Here is a 16,729-nt window from a genome sequence, read left to right as displayed (position 1 = left end):
GCTATACCGGAACCGGGACCGCGAGCAGCAGCGACGACATGACACCTTCGGTGGTCACCCCGTCCAGCTCGGCCTCCGGCTTCAGGTGCAGGCGGTGCCGCAGCACCGTCGTCGCCACGAATTTCACGTCGTCGGGGGTGACGAATCCACGCCCGTTCAACCAGGCCAGGGCACGCGATGCGGCCATCAGGGCGGTCGCGCCCCGGGTCGAAGCGCCGTGCTGGACGGCCGGGGAGCTGCGGGTGGCCCGGCAGATGTCGACGGTGTAGGCGAGAACTTCCGGGCTGATCGCCACCTGCGCGACCGCGGCCCTGCCCGCGGTGATGTGAGCGGGCGTGGCGACCGCGCGTAGACCCGCCGCCGCGAGATCGCGCGGATCGAATCCGGCGGCATGGCGTTGCAGGATGCGGAATTCGTCGTCGCGGTCGGGCAGTCGGATGTCGACCTTGAACAGGAAGCGGTCCAGCTGGGCTTCCGGAAGCGGATAGGTGCCTTCCTGTTCGATCGGGTTCTGCGTGGCGATCACCACGAACGGATCGGGCAGCGCGCGCGGCTGTCCGTCGACCGAGACCTGGCGCTCCTCCATCGATTCCAGCAGCGCGGACTGGGTTTTCGGTGGGGTGCGGTTGATTTCGTCCGCCAGCAGCAGATTGGTGAAGACCGGGCCCTTCCTGAAGGTGAATTCGGCCGAATGCGGGTCGTAGATCTGCGAACCCGTCACGTCGCCCGGCATCAGGTCGGGGGTGAACTGCACGCGCGCGTGTTCCAGATCCAGTGCCGCCGCCAACGCGCGCACCAACAGCGTCTTCGCGACGCCGGGCACACCCTCGAGCAGGACGTGGCCTCGGCACAGCAGTGCCAGCACCAGGTACATGACCGCGCTGTCGTTGCCGACCACCGCTTTGCCGATCTCGACGCGTAACGCGCCGAAGGCCGCGCCCGCCTCTTCCGCGGTCGGGGTGCGGGTGATGTCGGTCTGGGTCATTCGGCCCTCCTGTATGTCCCGTACGGGGCGTGCGTGTTCATCGGTGTGCTCATCCCTGGGCCTCGATCCATTCCAGTTGCGCGGCAACCAGTCGCATGGCGCTCGCGTCGGCCACCGGGCCGTAGAGCGCGGTGCCGATCAGGGTCGGGTCGACGCCGGTGCGCGCGGCGATGGCGGCGATCACCTCGTCGGGCGCGGCATCGGTGCCGATACCGAGGGAAGGTCGGATCCGCCGCAGGGTGGCCGCGCGCAGTTTCGCCGCGACGAATTCGACATCCTTCGACTTCCGGTACAGCGCTGCCTGGCCCGCCAGCAGTTCGTTGGCCGCGACCTCGACCGGGCGCGGTTCACCGACCAGCGCGCCGCGCCTGCGTGCGCGCCACGCCACCAGAACTCCCGCCGCGATCAGCAATTGCAGGCCGCCGAAAGCGATCGGCGCGGGTAAGCGGTCGAAGATCGAGTCACGGCCGGACCCGAAATCGGGCCGGTCGTAATCGGTGTCGGGCGGTGGCGGCGGCGGGAAATCCGGTGTCTGCGGCGGTTTCGGCGCGACCGGCGCGCTCAACGCCTGGATCAGCGCCCACCCCAGCAGGATCAGCACGATCGCACCGATGACGGCGGCCCAGAACTTGGGGTTGCGCAGCAGCGCGGGCAGCGGTGGCAGCGATCGTTTGGTGCGTTCGACGGTGTCGGTGACGACCTTGTCGACCGGTTCGGCGACGGGCGGCGGCGCGGATTCGGAGAACCTGTCGGCGTATTCGAGCCTGCGGTATTCGTCCTCGGTCGCGCGGCGGCCTCCGTAGACGACTTCGTCGAAACTGCGCGCGGTCGGCTGGAGTTCGGCGGTCAGATCCTGCGGCAGGGCGGTGGAGACATCGTCCACCGTTTCGTCGGCGGTCCTCGAACGCCGGACCTCGAGTACGCCGCCCTGTTCCAGGCCGCGCAGCATGGCACGGAAACGCTCGCGCAGCGCGCGGTCGTAGTCCCGGTGCGCGGCGGCGTGGTCCGCGGCGGCCCGGTGCTCGGCCGCCGCGCCGAGTCGCGGTGTCCGTGGAGCCTGCCGCGTCGCCGGGTCGTCCGCCGGACCCTGTTCCTTGCGCAGCAGATCGGGCCGGTCACTCATCGCTGCCTCGGTATCCGGATGTCGAGACCCTCCCTGCGGCAGCGCAGATCGATGTAGCAGAGCATGCGCGAACTCGCCTCGACGATCTCGCCGAAGGCCACCAGCAGTAGCACCGCCGAGGTGAGCAGGACGATGACCGGCCAGCGATGGGTTCCGGTGAACTCGGTGAGGAACAACGGGATTCCGAGCAGGGGAATGGCGACGAGGGCGAACAGCGCCCGCTGCGTCATCCACAGACCTGCCAGCGACCATTCCGATCCAGCGGACAGCACTTTCGCGTGCCGCACGGCATCCGCGTGACCGGCACCGGCCAGTATCTCCGGCACCGCGACGAAACGTTTGCCACGCAGTCGGCCCAGCCACGGCAACGCGATCGGCGCGGTGACGATCAGCAGCGAGCAGACCACGATCACCGAAATCCCGACCAGGGTGAACAGTAATTGGAACACCAGCAGCGGCAGCGCTCGGATCCGGAACCGCCGCACCGCTTCGCGCGCCCCGATCCGCACCCCCGACAGGGCCGACCAGCCGACCGCGGTGGTGACCCCGCGCAGGAAATAGCGCAGCAGCCACGCGCAGACCGCGGTGGACAGGACCGCCGACCACCAGGTGGCGGCGTCGGAGCCGTCGGTGAGATCGGAGAAACTCGCGGTCAGCGTGACGACGACGATTTCGGCCACGAGCAACCCGGCCAGGCCGAGCCCACCCAGCGTCGTGATATTCGCCTGGATGAGCGCGAACGGCATATCGAGCAGTTCGCGGAACAGGAACGGGCGTATGGGCACCGTCGTTCCAGGCGACCCTGGTACCGGATCTGTTCCCGCCCCGACGGCACCCGCCTCGGTGGCAGGTGACACGCGGCCGAGTCTAGAGCGTGTCCGGCCGATTGGTGGACTATCCCATTCGCGCGGCCCGGTCCCGTGAGCGCGGCGCGATCCGGCGCACCGGCCGCGCTACCTGCGCCGGTGCGAACGCTGGTGTCAGCGGGGGCGGGCCAGCCGGGTCGCGGTGACCCGTCCGCGCAGGGTGACGAATTCGCCGAGTCGCCACTTTCGCGATTCGACGGGATCGGCGGCGGCGACGGAGTCCGCGGCGGCAAGGACCAGGCCGTCCTCCTGTTTGGCGAGTTCGCACAGCCGCGCGGCCTCGTTGACCGGATCACCGATGACGGTGAACTCGTAGCGCTGGTGCGCGCCGACATTGCCCGCGACCACCCGCCCGGAACTGATGCCGATAGCGGCGGTGAAATCGGAGGTCTCGGCGAGTCTGGCCGCGATAGCGCGCGCGCAGGCGAGGGCCGACCCGGGCCCGTCCGGCAGCGGCGCGGGCGTTCCGAACAGGCACAGCGCGGCGTCGCCCTCGAATTTGTTGACCAGCCCGCCGTGCCGTTCCACCTCCTCGACCACGATGCCGAAGAAATGATTCAGCATCTCGACGATCTCGGTGGCCGGGCGGGTGGCGGCCATCCGGGTCGAACCGATGATGTCGATGAACAGTGCGGCGGCCTCGGTCTCCACGCCGCCGAGCACCGGTTCGGCGGCGAGCGCGGCGTCGGCGACGTCCTGCCCGACGTGTTTGCCGAACAGATCTCTGATCTGCTCGCGTTCGCGCAGACCGGTCACCATCCGGTTGAAACCGCTCTGGAGTTCGCCCAGTTCGGTGCCGTCGAAGACGGTGACCTCGCTGTCGAGATCGCCGTTCTCCACCCGTCGCAGCGCGGTGCGCACCCCGCGGATCGGCGCGATCGTCGCCGACAGGGTCTGGGTCATCAACAGCAGTCCGAAGACCAGGGTGGCCCCGCCGAGTGCGAGCACGCAGATCGCCAGTCGGGCGGTGGACACCTCGTCGGTGGTCAACGCCAGGATCGCGAGCACCATCGTGCCCGCGACCGGAACGGCGGAACCCACGAACCACACCAGCAGCAAGCGCGCGAACACGCCGATGCCGCGCCGTCGCCGCGATTGTTCGGCCTCTAGCACCCGCGCGGTCACCGGCCGCAGCGCGAATTCGATGACCAGGTAGCTGCTGGCGCACACCACGATCGCGCTGAAACTGATGCCGAAGGCGATCTTGGGGATGAGTTTCGGATCGGCGAGGCCGTACACCGTGATGAGCACCGCGAAACCGCCGAGCCACAGGACGGTCTGGATCATCGTGAGTTTGCGCGGGACCGCGATCGCCTCGGCCCGCTCCGCCTCGGTGGGCACCCGGTCCTGATCCGTGGCCCAACGCAGCGCCCGCAATCCGGCCGCGGTGCCCCACCACGCCCCGATCACGATGGCCACGGCCGAATACAGCGGTGCGGTGAGGGCGTTCACCAGTAGCAGGTCACCGGTGAAGATCGTCGGGCCGGGCAGGACGAAACCGATCAGCGCGATCGAGACGAACATGCCGGTGGCGTTCGCGGTGAGGAGCGGGACGGTCAGCAGCAGTTGGATCCGCAGCCGCCGCACCCCGGACGATTCCGCCTCCGAGCCGAGCAGTCGCGAACCCCAGGGCGCGGGTCCGCTGGGGGAGAGCTTCGGCTCGGTGGCTGGCATGGGTGCAGAGTAGGGCGATCATCCGACGGTCCGCGCATTTTCGGCGCGACCACCGGGGCTCCCGGCCCGCGCTGTCGCGCGGATCACGCGAGTGCGCCGGTTCAACGCCCCGGCGGGAGCTCTCGCGGGCCGCGCCCGCCGGTGAGTTCGGACTGGCGACCGGCGGCGAGTTCGTGTTCGCGCCCGCCCGGCGGCAGGTCGTATCCCTCGGTCGACGCCGAGGACAGCGCGGAGTAGCGCGGATCGCGCGGCGTCGAGTAGTCCGCGTCGACCACCGTCGCGGCGACCTGCCCCGCGTGCCCGGTGCCTGGCGAGCCGAGTGCGTAGCCGTCCGGCCCGTACTCCTGGGTGTCGACGGTGACCTTGCGGGTGCGGCGCAGCGTGAAGGTGATCTCCTCGGCCTCCTCGAACACCTGCCGCACGGTGCGCAGCGGATGGGTCGCGGTGTCGATCGCGTCGGCGACGAACGCGGGCACCAGCGGGCGGATCCAGCGCGCGGCGGTATCGGTGAACGGCACCTGACCGATGATCGGGAGTTCGAGACCGCCCTTGGGCGCCCTGACCTCGGGGACGGGCGCGGCCGCCCGCGCGAGCGTGCTCGCGGTCGCGGGGGTGGGCAGATTCGGTGTCACGATGTCCTCCTGGGTCGCGGCGCGGTCGTGGCCCGCGGGAAGTTCGGTCCGGCGCGCTCGTTCACCGAGGCGTCCGGGTTCGGCGATACCGAGTTCCAGACCGCCGATGGCGGCGATGATCCTGGTGCGCTGGCGTTCGCGGTCGATGGCGGTATCGGCCTCGACCGCCAGCCTCGTCGCGGTGAGCTCCTGCTCGGCCCGCAGCGTTTCGGCCTCGGCCCGCATGCGCGCCCGTTCCAGCGCGATGGCGGCGTCGGCGTCGAATTCCGCCTGTTCCTTGACGGTGCGGTAGGCGGCTCGCCGATCGAGCGAGGTCTCACCACGCCACCAACGCAGGATCAGCGGCAGCAGGGCGAGCAGGACGAAGGCCGCGAGGGTGAGTATCCGCAGCGCGAGCGCGCCCGCCGAGGCGGAGGTGTGGTCGTTCATGGCCTGCCAGCGGGCGCCGAGGCCGCGATCGGCCTCGGCGAAGGCGGTGGATCCGGCCGCCGTGACGGCCCTGTCCGCCGCGGTCACGCGCACGTCGGCCGCGTCGACCCGGCCCTGTGCCGCGGCGAGCCGGGTTCGCGCGTCCTCCAGCATGGCGTTGGCGGTCGCGGCCTCGGGACCGCGACCGGGGACGCCGGTGATGCGGGTCTGCGGGCATTGCGCGCTCGGATTGAATTCGCACCGCGCGATGACGAGTGCCTGGTCGATATCGGCCTGCGCGGTGGTGACCGCCCGGTCGAGCGCGGCGCGGTCGGCGCGCGCGGAATCGGATTCGGCACGTGCGGCGACCACGGCGGGAGCCGAGTCGACCCCGCGTTGCGCGCGTTCGTCGAGCAGTCGGTCGACGGTGCCGCCGAACAGCACGGTGCAGGCGAGTTCGGCGATCAGCGCGCCGGAGACGGCGGCGACGGCGATGCGGGCGAGGAGGCCGGGCCGGTCGGCGGCGCTCGCGGGCCGACGGGTGGCCAGTGCGCGCCCCACGGTGCCTGCGAGCAGTGCGGCGACCACGGCGAGCGCGACGGTCCCGAAGACGGGCCGACCGCTCGCCTCGGTCAGCGCGAGCGCGGTGACCAGCCCGGTGACGGTGGCGAACAGGATGACGGCGGTACCGGTGACGGCATAACTCGCCCGCTCGTGGCCTTCGGTGATGTCCTCGGGCCGACCCCCGCCGAGCCGGGTGAAGATACCGGTGACGGTCATGGGGATCTCACATCCTCTATGTCCAGGCAGGGCGGTGTGCTTGGCGAAACTGTCACGGATTCGTTGTCACAGCGTGACAGGCGTCGGCCCGACACACCGAGCAGGTGTCGCCGGATGTGGCCAGGTTCACAGATCATCGCGCGAATCCGCACTTCGGCGGGTGGATCGGGCTCGCGCACGTCCCCGCGTGCCTGGTCCGGCGGGGTCTGAGGGCTCCGACGGGGGCGGCGTCGAGGACCCACGCGCGCTCTTCGGCGCCCTCGCCCGTGGCACGGCGCGCGGTGGCGCGGATCGTGTGTCGAATGACACCAAATTTGTTAGCTGAAAGTGTGCTAAAAACCACAAACGGCGAAAGAACCCGGACGGTCGGATCAAGTCGTGTGCTTGTCATGCCCGCTGTCGGCGATATCTCACCTACCTACCGGTGAGTTAGCCGCGACCGGGGGGTTTGCCTTCCCGCGACCGGGGGAAATCCAGTTCGACGCAGGTGAGGAGCACTTCTCGCCGGGTACTGCGCGCCGGTCGAAGACGATCTCCGCGAGGATACTGATCGCCTGGCACTCGGTGTCAGGGGATCGATCCCAGTGCATTCACTGCTTTACACTGGACAACGCGCACAAGTGGAGGACGGAAAGAATTGGCCCTGATAGACCGGGTTATTAGTACGACCTAAGTTGGTTGGGCCCCGGACCTGACTTATCGTTTGCTCTTACGCCGAACACAAAAATGGTCGGCACCATCGCCCGCTCAGGGCTCACCAAGCAGGTGCCCAGAGTAGCGGGCGAACACCCGCATGGAAGTAAGGAACACGTAAGGGTTCCGTTACCTCCGAGCACCCACCATGTAACACCCAGCGGGTGAACAACTGGAGACGCGACTGCACCCGGCGGTGCGAACGAACAGGCTCGAAAGGGGAGCTTGCGCAACCACGCAGAGCCTGGGAGCACCGCAGATCCGATACGAGACCATCAGCGCGGCTGGTTTCCGGGACGTACGGGCGCAGTCTTTACGTAGGCGTTCGAACGAAAGGCCGTTTTTTCTTCGAAGGCCGACTTTCTTGAAGGCAGAGGCATGACGCAACTTCCTGGCCACAGGTCACCTGGACCCATCGGGCTCTACGACCCGGCGAACGAACACGACGCCTGCGGCGTCGCTTTCGTCGTCGACATGCACGGTCGCCGCAGCCGTGACATCGTCGACAAGGCTATTACGGCTCTGTTGAACCTGGAGCACCGCGGTGCCGCGGGCGCCGAACCGAATTCCGGTGACGGTGCCGGCATCCTGCTCCAGATTCCCGACCGCTTCTTCCGCGCGATCGTGGATTTCGAGTTGCCCCCCGAGGGGTCCTACGCGTCGGGTATCGCCTTCCTGCCGCAGGCCCGCCGCGAGGCCGCCCGTGCCGCGTACGGCGTCGAGAAGATCGTCAAGGAAGAGGGCCTCGAAGTTCTCGGTTGGCGCGAGGTGCCGATCGATGAATCGTCGCTGGGCGCACTCGCCCGTGACGCCATGCCGACCTTCCGGCAGATCTTCGTCGCCTCGCCCCGCGGCGGTTCCGAGCAACTCTCCGGCATGGACCTGGAGCGTCGCGCCTACGTCGTCCGCAAGCGCGTCGAGCACGAACTCGGCAAGGCGGGCCCCGGCGAGGGCACGGTCGGCAAGGAGTCGGTGTACTTCCCCAGCCTCTCCGGCCAGACCTTCGTCTACAAGGGCATGTTCACCACGCCCCAGCTGCGCGCGTTCTACCTGGACCTACAGGACGGCCGGGTCGAATCCGCCCTCGGCATCGTGCACTCGCGCTTCTCCACCAACACCTTCCCCTCCTGGCCGCTGGCGCACCCGTTCCGCCGGGTGGCGCACAACGGTGAGATCAACACCGTCACCGGTAACGAGAACTGGATGCGGGCCCGCGAGGCGCTGCTGCGCTCGGATGTCTTCGGCATCGACGAGGCGGGCAACAACCGCCTCCAGAAGATCTTCCCCGTCTGTACGCCCGGGGCGAGCGATACCGCGCGCTTCGACGAGGTGCTGGAACTGCTGCACCTCGGCGGCCGCAGCTTGCCCCACTCGGTCCTGATGATGATTCCCGAGGCATGGGAACGCAACGAGACCATGGACGCGCAGCGCCGTGCGTTCTACCGCTACCACTCGATGGTGATGGAGCCGTGGGACGGCCCGGCGTCGGTGTGCTTCTCCGACGGCAATGTCGTCGGCGCGGTGCTCGACCGCAACGGTCTGCGCCCCAGCCGCATCTGGGTCACCGATGACGGCCTCGTCGTCATGGCGTCGGAGGTCGGCGTCCTCGACATCGACCCGGCCAAGGTGGTCAAGAAGGTCCGGTTGCAGCCGGGCCGCATGTTCCTGGTCGACACCTCGCAGGGCCGCATCGTCGGTGACGAGGAACTCAAGTCGCAACTGGCCGCCGAGCACCCCTACCAGGAGTGGCTCGACGCCGGTGTCACCAAACTGGCCGATCTGCCCGATCGCCCGCACGAGCACATGTCGCACGATCGCGTGCTGATCCGCCAGCAGATCTTCGGGTACACCAACGAGGAACTCGGCCTGCTGATCTCGCCGATGGCCAAGACCGGCGGCGAGGCGCTCGGCTCGATGGGCACCGACACCCCGATCGCCGTGCTCTCGTCGCGGCCGCGTCTGCTGTTCGACTACTTCTCCCAGCTCTTCGCGCAGGTCACCAATCCGCCGTTGGACGCGATCCGCGAGGAAGTGGTCACCAGCCTGCGCCGCGCGCTCGGGCCGGAATCGGACCTGTTGCATCCGAGCGCGGATTCCTGCAAGCAGATCACCATCCCGCAGCCGATCCTGGACAACGACGAACTGGCCAAACTCGTCCACATCAACGACGACGGCTCGCATCCGGGCCTGCGCTCGGTGGTCGTGCGCGGTCTGTACCCGGTGAAGAAGGGCGGCAAGGGGCTACGCAAGGCCCTGGAGGCCATCAACATCCAGATCTCGGCCGCCATCGACGGCGGCGCGCGGATCATCGTGCTGTCCGACCGCGAGTCCAACGAGAAGCTGGCGCCGATCCCGTCGCTGCTGCTGACCTCGTCGGTGCACCACCACCTGGTGCGCGAGCGGACCCGCACCATGGTCGGCCTGGTCGTGGAGGCCGGTGACGCCCGCGAGGTGCACCACATGGCCATGCTCGTCGGCTTCGGCGCGGCCGCGATCAACCCGTACATGGCCTTCGAGACCATCGAGGACATGATCGAGCGCGGCGCCCTCGATATGCCGGGCAGCACCGGTGATCGGGCCGCCGACTTCCGCACCGCGGTCTACAACTACAACAAGGCCGCGAGCAAGGGCGTGCTGAAGGTGATGTCCAAGATGGGCATCTCCACCATCGCCTCCTACACCGGCGCGCAGCTCTACCAGGTGATCGGCCTGTCGCAGGATCTGGTGGACGAATACTTCACCGGCCTGCGCTCGCATCTGGACGGAATCGGCCTCGACGAGATCGCCGCCGATGTCGCCGCGCGACATCGGATCGCCTTCCTGGAGAACCGCAACGAGCGCGCGCACCGCGAACTCGAGGTCGGCGGCGAATACCAGTGGCGTCGCGAGGGCGAGTACCACCTGTTCAACCCCGACACCGTCTTCAAGTTGCAGCACGCGACCCGCACCGGCCAGTACTCGATCTTCAAGGAGTACACCAAGATGGTCGACGACCAGTCCGAGCGGCTGGCCTCGTTGCGCGGTCTGTTCAAGTTCAAATCCGGTGAGCGCGCGTCGATCTCGATCGACGAGGTCGAGCCCGCCGAGGCCATCGTGAAACGTTTCTCCACCGGCGCGATGAGCTACGGCTCCATCTCGGCGGAAGCGCACGAGACCCTGGCCATCGCGATGAACCGCCTCGGCGGACGTTCGAACTCCGGTGAGGGCGGCGAACATCCGGCCCGCTTCGAGGTCGAGGAGAACGGCGACTGGCGTCGTTCCGCGATCAAGCAGGTGGCCTCGGGCCGCTTCGGCGTGACCGCGCACTACCTGACCAACTGCACCGATATCCAGATCAAGATGGCCCAGGGCGCCAAGCCGGGCGAGGGCGGACAGCTGCCCGCGCACAAGGTGTACCCGTGGGTGGCCGAGGTACGGCACTCGACGCCGGGTGTCGGCCTGATCTCGCCGCCGCCGCACCACGACATCTACTCGATCGAGGATCTGGCGCAGCTGATCCACGATCTGAAGAACGCGAACCCGCAGGCGCGGATTCACGTGAAACTCGTCGCCGAGCCCGGTGTCGGCACCGTCGCGGCGGGCGTCTCCAAGGCGCACGCCGACGTGGTGCTGATCTCGGGTCACGACGGCGGCACCGGCGCCTCGCCGCTGACCTCCCTCAAGCACGCGGGCGGTCCCTGGGAACTCGGCCTCGCCGAGACCCAGCAGACGCTGCTGCTCAACGGACTTCGCGACCGCATCGTCGTCCAGGTGGACGGTCAGATGAAGACCGGTCGCGACGTGATGATCGCCGCGCTGCTCGGCGCCGAGGAATACGGTTTCGCCACCGCGCCGCTGGTGGTCTCGGGCTGCATCATGATGCGGGTCTGCCACCTCGACACCTGCCCCGTCGGTGTCGCGACGCAGAATCCGGTGTTGCGCGAACGTTTCACCGGCAAGCCGGAATTCGTCGAGAACTTCATGATGTTCATCGCCGAAGAGGTCAGGGAACTGCTGGCGCAGCTGGGCTTCCGCACGCTGGACGAGGCCATCGGCCGGGTCGACCTGCTCGACACCGCCAAGGCCAAGGAGCATTGGAAGGCCAGCAAGCTGAACCTGTCGCCGATCCTGGACAACGTCGAGACGGCGTTCATGTACCAGGACCGTCGCTGCACCAAGACCCAGGACCACGGTCTGGACAAGGCGCTGGATCAGCAGCTGATCGCACAGAGCCGCGACGCTCTGGAGCGTGGCGCTGCCGTCAAGTTCGAGACCAAGATCACGAACGTGAACCGCACCGTCGGCACCATGCTCGGCCACGAGGTGACCAAGCTCTACGGTGGCGCGGGCCTGCCCGACGACACCATCGACATCACCTTCACCGGTTCGGCGGGTAACAGTTTCGGCGCCTTCGTGCCGGCGGGCATCACGCTGCGGGTCAACGGTGACGCGAACGACTATGTCGGCAAGGGTCTTTCGGGCGGTCACCTGGTGGTCCGGCCGTCGCTGAACGCACCGGCGGAGTTCGCGGCCGACGAGAACATCATCGCGGGCAACGTGATCCTGTTCGGCGCGACCAACGGCCGCGCGTTCATCAGCGGCATCGTCGGTGAGCGTTTCGCGGTACGCAACTCGGGCGCCGTCGCGGTGGTCGAGGGCGTCGGCGATCACGGCTGCGAGTACATGACCGGTGGCCGCGTCGTCATCCTCGGTGAGACCGGGCGCAACTTCGGCGCGGGCATGTCCGGCGGTCTGGCGTTCGTGTACGACCCGAACGGCACCTTCGTCGACCGGGTCAATCCGGAGCAGAGCGACGCGGTCGAACAACTCGCCGGTGACGATTTCACCTGGTTGCGCGACATCATCACCCAGCATCGCGACGAGACGGGTTCGGCCGTGGCCGAACGCATCCTGAGCGACTGGTCGCAGCAGGTCAATCACTTCGTGAAGGTCATGCCGCGCGAGTACAAGAAGGTGCTGCTCGCCATCTCCGAAGCGGAGAAGGCCGGGAAAGACGTGGACGAGGCGATCATGGAGGCCGCTCGTGGCTGACGTGCGGCGCGTCCGAGAGATTTGTTCGATGTTGCGAGGCGAGAAGACGGAGGCCGCTCGTGGCTGACCCGCAGGGATTTCTGAAGCACACATCGCGGGAACTGCCGACACGACGTCCGGTTCCGCTGCGTCTGATGGACTGGAAAGAGGTCTACGAGGAGGGTTTCGAACACAAGACCCTCCAGCGTCAGGCCAGCCGCTGCATGGACTGCGGTATCCCGTTCTGTCACAACGGTTGTCCGCTGGGCAACCTCATCCCGGAGTGGAACGACCTGGTCTACCGGGGACAGTGGCGTGACGGCATCGACCGTCTGCACGCGACGAACAACTTTCCGGAATTCACCGGCAGGCTGTGCCCCGCGCCGTGCGAGGCGTCCTGCGTGCTCGGGATCAACCAGGATCCGGTGACCATCAAGCAGGTCGAGGTCGAACTCATCGAGAACGCCTTCGACGAGGGCTGGGTCTCCCCGGTGTATCCGACCCGCATCACCGGCAAGAAGGTCGCCGTCGTCGGTTCCGGTCCCGCCGGACTGGCCGCCGCGCAGCAGCTCACCCGCGCGGGCCATACCGTGACGGTTTTCGAGCGTGCCGATCGCATCGGCGGTCTGCTGCGCTACGGCATTCCGGAATTCAAGATGGAGAAGCGTTTCATCGACCGCCGGATGGCGCAGATGGAGGCCGAGGGCACGATCTTCAAGACCGGCGTGAACGTCGGCGTCGACATCACCGCCGAACAACTGCGTGAGCGGTTCGACGCGGTCGTGCTCTCCGGTGGCGCCACCCTGGCCCGTGATCTGCCGATCCCCGGCCGTGAACTCGACGGCATCCACCAGGCGATGGAATTCCTGCCGTGGGCCAACCGGGTGCAGCTCGGCGACGAGGTCACCGACGCCGACGGCCTGCCGCCGGTACATGCCAACGGCAAGAAGGTCATCATCATCGGTGGCGGCGACACCGGCGCGGACTGCCTCGGCACCTCGCACCGGCAGGGCGCGGCGTCGATCCACCAGTTCGAGATCATGCCCCGTCCGCCGGAGGAGCGTGCCTCCTCGACCCCGTGGCCGACCTACCCGCTCATGTACCGGGTCGCCTCGGCGCACGAGGAGGGCGGCGAACGACTGTTCTCGGTGAACACCGAACGTTTCGTCGGCGCGGACGGCAAGGTCACCGGCCTGGAAGCGCACGAGGTCAAGATGGTCAACGGCCGTTTCGAGAAGGTCGACGGCACCGAATTCACCCTGGAGGCGGATCTGGTGCTGTTGGCCATGGGCTTCGTCGGACCCGAGAAGCGGGGTCTGCTCGAGGATCTCGGTGTCGGCTACGACCAGCGCGGCAATGTCCAGCGTGACAAGAACTGGTCGACCAATGTGCCCGGCGTCTTCGTCGCCGGTGACATGGGTCGCGGCCAGTCGCTGATCGTGTGGGCCATCGCCGAAGGCCGCGCCGCCGCGGCCGCGGTGGACAACTACCTGGAGGGGGAGACCGCGCTGCCCTCGCCGATCACCCCGACGATGGTCGCCCAGCGCTGACCCTCGCCACTTCGACGGCGCCCGTGGACCTGGTCCGCGGGCGCCGTTCGCGTCCGAGGGGGCTGTTGCACTACCGAAATCGATAGCTGTCGTTTTACCGAAATAGCAGATCAAGATCGTGACTTCGCGTCACGGATACCCGAATGTGATCGGAATCGCTCGCTATAACGGACATTTCGCGGGGCCTCGATTCACCGATGGACCCGTCTACCGACGGCGTCTCGTCGGGTGCCGTGAACGCGGAAGTCGATCTGGCACAGCATCGCTCGTCCCCGACGGGACCGGTCGGACGGTTTTCGACGGGAATCGGACACGTCGGCGAGTTCGAATGGCGTCGTCGTCGCCGTGCCTCTATTGTGATCAGCGATGCGCTACGTGGCTGGTGGGATGTAGTTCGGGCGTGCATCTCATATGGGCGGACACTTCAGTTAACCCGGTGTGCACTGAAATGACATTCGTCGAGATCAGCATGGTTAGCGCAAACACACTTGTCGGGGTTGCCCGAAGGGGCGAAGTTCGAACTGGAGCAGAATGCGCTTGAAGAGGGTTGTCGCGGCCGTCGGTGCGTCGGTATCGATTGCGTCCGGCCTGGTAATGGGCAGTGGTTCCGCCGTCGCGGACAGTTGCCCCAGTCTCTATGTGGTCGCCATTCCCGGTACCTGGGAGACCGGCCACGACAAGACGCCGCAGCCGGGCATGTTGGCCGGTGTCACCAGGGGGCTGCCGTCCTCGGTCGACGTCGACTACGTCACCTACGCGGCCACCGCCTTCCCGTGGGAGGGCGATGTCTACGGCGCTTCCAAGAAGGAAGCGACCGACGGCGCGCGCGGGCTGGTCACGGCCATGGCGCAGCGCTGCGGCGCCACCCAGATCGCCCTGGTCGGATACAGCCAGGGCGCCGATGCCGCCGGTGATCTCGCCGCGGAGATCGGCACCGGCGTCGGCACCGTTCGCCCGGAACGCATCTCCGGCGTCGGCCTGATCTCCGATCCGCGCCGTTCGCCGACCGACATCCAGATCGGCCCGCCCGCACCGGGTGCGGGCGCGGGCGGTGCGCGGGTCGGCGGCTTCGGCTTCGTCAGCGACCGCACCCGGACCATCTGCGCGGTCGACGACCTCTACTGCGCCACCGCCACCGAGGATTTCGTCACCAGGTTCGCCGGATTCCTGGCCCAGAGTTCGGATGCCAACCCCGCCAATATCTGGCGCTACCAGCTCGAGGCCGGGGCCATCATCAACGATCTGATGTCGCACGGCGGGATGCCCGCCCTCGGTTCGCAGCTCACCGACGCCGCGAATGAGCAGCGGGCCAAGGATCTCGAGCGTTTCTACCGGTCGCAGGCCCACACGGTCTACGGCAGCTACAACGTCGGCGGCGGCCAGACCGCCACCAGTTGGATGCGCAACTGGATCGCCGGAATGGCCTGAGCACCGGCACCCCGCACCAGCGGAAGGGCCCACCTCCTTGTCGGAGGTGGGCCCTTCTGTCGTCCGGGAACTCGTTGTCAGCCGGCCGAACCCGTCGGCAGGCTCGGCGGCAGGAAGAAGTTGGGCGGGCCGTCGGGACCGCGGTGGTCGCCGGGGTGATCACCGGGATGGTGGAACCGCACGCGGGGGCCGTCGTGGTCACCGCGATGCGGACGGTCGGCGATCTCGCCACCGACCGCGTCGGCGGGCGCGACCGTGACGTCGGCGGTGGACTCCAAAGCCTCGGCGGAGGCGGTGGCGGCGAGGGCTCCGATCGGTACGGCGGCCAGCGCGCCTGCCACGGCGACCTGGGCGAAACGGCGCCGGAATGTTGACGATGTCGTGGAGAGCAACGAAATTCCTTTCCTACGGAACGTGAGTCGCGGTGCGGCGGCTCACGGATTCCATCGAAGGTTCCGTCGCTGGGATCGCGGTGCGATGCACCTGGCAATCACCTGTGTATCGGCGAGTGATCCCCGGATCAGCCGCGTTGTCGGGCGTCGATGTTGCGCGGCAGCAGATCCCAGACGTGCCCGTTCTCGTTGACGGTCGCGGCCGTGCGTCGACCGGTGCGCGAGAACAGGATCCGGGTGATCGACCCGTAATCGATCGGGAAGGTCAGCGGTCGCGCCAGCCCGAGAACGTCCTGGAGCAGGACATTGATCACACCCCCGTGCGCGAAGGCCACCACGGTGTCGGCGGGATCGGTGGCCGCGGCGATCTCGGTGACCGCGTCGCGCACCCGCGAGATGAAGGCGGGTCCGTCGATCTGTTCGGGCAGGAATCCGGCCTTGATCCGCTCGTATACCGCCTGGAATTCCAGTTTGGCGTCCTCGATCGGGACGTACGAGGGCAGATCCCGATCGTATTCGGCCAGATCACGGACGATTTCGACGTCGAGCCCCAATTTCGCCGCCGTCGGTTCGGCCGTCTCGCGCGCCCGCCGCTGCGGACTGCTCAGCACCCGCGCGACCCGATGCCTGCTCAACGCGGCGGGCACCCGCCGTGCCTGCTCCCACCCGATCTCCGACAATTCGGGATCGGCGGGGCCGTCGGCGCTCGTGGTCCGAAGCGGCTGGGCATGGCGAACGAGAATCAACTGCACCCCCGACACTCTGCCGCATCCCCGACCGACCGCCACAGCAGGCATCGTCAACCCGGCACCGGCGGCACACTATTTTCCGGAGGTGCGCGGGTGGTCGAATCGACGGCCGGGTTCGCCGAGGCGTCGGGGCCGTCGAATCGGGTGTGCGCGTCGGTCAGTTCTTGTTGCGCTTGGTGAAGTAGACGATGCCGACGATGATCGCGACGACGACGAGCACGCAGCAGATGACGCCGATCAGGCCGCCCTTGCTGCTCTTTTTCTTCTTCTTGGCGGCGAGGTCGAGCGCGGTGTTGAAGGTGTCCGACGCCCAGATGTCCGGGCTCGCCCATACCGAGTGATCCAGCAGGCTCGCGTTGGTCAGCAGATCGAGATACATGTATTCCCCATTCCGAAGTGTCGGCTTCCTCCCGGTACCGAATCACCAAGGTTATCGGGC

11 protein-coding genes are annotated in these 16,729 nt (G+C 67.8%); 3 read left to right on the top strand and 8 right to left on the bottom strand.

Annotated features, from left to right (window positions below; all coding sequences use genetic code 11):
* Position 1 precedes the first annotated feature (1 nt).
* From DAT37_RS02155 to DAT37_RS02135, 5 genes are all read right to left on the bottom strand, one after another.
* Positions 2 to 985, bottom strand: coding sequence for an AAA family ATPase (locus DAT37_RS02155; protein ID WP_109522926.1), 984 nt, complete (start codon positions 983 to 985; stop codon positions 2 to 4).
* Between the two features lie 49 nt (positions 986 to 1,034).
* Complete coding sequence (locus DAT37_RS02150; protein ID WP_109522925.1) at positions 1,035 to 2,108, bottom strand: DUF4129 domain-containing protein; 1,074 nt, start codon at positions 2,106 to 2,108, stop codon at positions 1,035 to 1,037.
* Positions 2,105 to 2,893, bottom strand: a complete 789-nt coding sequence (locus tag DAT37_RS02145) for a hypothetical protein (protein ID WP_232839445.1) — start codon at positions 2,891 to 2,893, stop codon at positions 2,105 to 2,107. Before DAT37_RS02145 ends, DAT37_RS02150 begins: the two co-directional genes overlap by 4 nt.
* Before the next feature lie 195 nt (positions 2,894 to 3,088).
* Positions 3,089 to 4,648: an adenylate/guanylate cyclase domain-containing protein gene (locus tag DAT37_RS02140; RefSeq protein ID WP_109522923.1), complete on the bottom strand. Its 1,560-nt coding sequence runs from the start codon at positions 4,646 to 4,648 to the stop codon at positions 3,089 to 3,091.
* 101 nt (positions 4,649 to 4,749) lie between these two features.
* Complete coding sequence (locus DAT37_RS02135) at positions 4,750 to 6,468, bottom strand: DUF4407 domain-containing protein (protein ID WP_109522922.1); 1,719 nt, start codon at positions 6,466 to 6,468, stop codon at positions 4,750 to 4,752.
* 1,071 nt (positions 6,469 to 7,539) lie between these two features.
* Here DAT37_RS02135 and gltB point away from each other — a divergent pair.
* The 3 genes from gltB to DAT37_RS02120 all read left to right on the top strand — a co-directional run bounded on the left by gltB (position 7,540) and on the right by DAT37_RS02120 (position 15,149).
* Entirely contained in the window at positions 7,540 to 12,192 is a 4,653-nt protein-coding gene (gene gltB, locus DAT37_RS02130) for a glutamate synthase large subunit (RefSeq protein WP_109522921.1), read from the top strand.
* A 59-nt stretch (positions 12,193 to 12,251) separates the two neighbouring features.
* Positions 12,252 to 13,721, top strand: a complete 1,470-nt coding sequence (locus DAT37_RS02125; protein ID WP_109522920.1) for a glutamate synthase subunit beta — start codon at positions 12,252 to 12,254, stop codon at positions 13,719 to 13,721.
* Between the two features lie 531 nt (positions 13,722 to 14,252).
* On the top strand, positions 14,253 to 15,149 hold the full coding sequence (locus DAT37_RS02120) for a cutinase family protein (protein WP_109522919.1): 897 nt from the start codon (positions 14,253 to 14,255) through the stop codon (positions 15,147 to 15,149).
* A 77-nt stretch (positions 15,150 to 15,226) separates the two neighbouring features.
* On the opposite strand, the gene DAT37_RS02115 is transcribed toward DAT37_RS02120, so the two are convergent.
* From DAT37_RS02115 to DAT37_RS02105, 3 genes are all read right to left on the bottom strand, one after another.
* A complete protein-coding gene (locus DAT37_RS02115; RefSeq protein ID WP_157978239.1) occupies positions 15,227 to 15,541 on the bottom strand; it encodes a hypothetical protein in 315 nt (104 codons plus the stop codon).
* A gap of 128 nt (positions 15,542 to 15,669) precedes the next feature.
* On the bottom strand, positions 15,670 to 16,293 hold the full coding sequence (locus DAT37_RS02110; RefSeq protein ID WP_109522917.1) for a histidine phosphatase family protein: 624 nt from the start codon (positions 16,291 to 16,293) through the stop codon (positions 15,670 to 15,672).
* Between the two features lie 154 nt (positions 16,294 to 16,447).
* Entirely contained in the window at positions 16,448 to 16,669 is a 222-nt protein-coding gene (locus DAT37_RS02105; RefSeq protein WP_109522916.1) for a hypothetical protein, read from the bottom strand.
* Between the last annotated feature and the right edge of the window lie 60 nt (positions 16,670 to 16,729).

It is taken from the genome of Nocardia aurea (genome assembly GCF_003123685.1).
Taxonomy (GTDB): Bacteria; Actinomycetota; Actinomycetes; order Mycobacteriales; family Mycobacteriaceae; genus Nocardia; species Nocardia aurea.
Note: the sequence above shows the minus strand (reverse complement) of the source record. Positions and strands in the feature narration are given on the sequence as shown.

Coding starts and splice junctions, on each gene's coding strand:
- DAT37_RS02105 (WP_109522916.1), bottom strand. CDS start 16,669: ATGTATCTCGATCTGCTGACCAACGCGAGCCTGCTGGATCACTCGGTA.
- DAT37_RS02155 (WP_109522926.1), bottom strand. CDS start 985: ATGACCCAGACCGACATCACCCGCACCCCGACCGCGGAAGAGGCGGGC.
- DAT37_RS02120 (WP_109522919.1), top strand. CDS start 14,253: ATGCGCTTGAAGAGGGTTGTCGCGGCCGTCGGTGCGTCGGTATCGATT.
- DAT37_RS02150 (WP_109522925.1), bottom strand. CDS start 2,108: ATGAGTGACCGGCCCGATCTGCTGCGCAAGGAACAGGGTCCGGCGGAC.
- DAT37_RS02135 (WP_109522922.1), bottom strand. CDS start 6,468: ATGACCGTCACCGGTATCTTCACCCGGCTCGGCGGGGGTCGGCCCGAG.
- gltB (WP_109522921.1), top strand. CDS start 7,540: ATGACGCAACTTCCTGGCCACAGGTCACCTGGACCCATCGGGCTCTAC.
- DAT37_RS02140 (WP_109522923.1), bottom strand. CDS start 4,648: ATGCCAGCCACCGAGCCGAAGCTCTCCCCCAGCGGACCCGCGCCCTGG.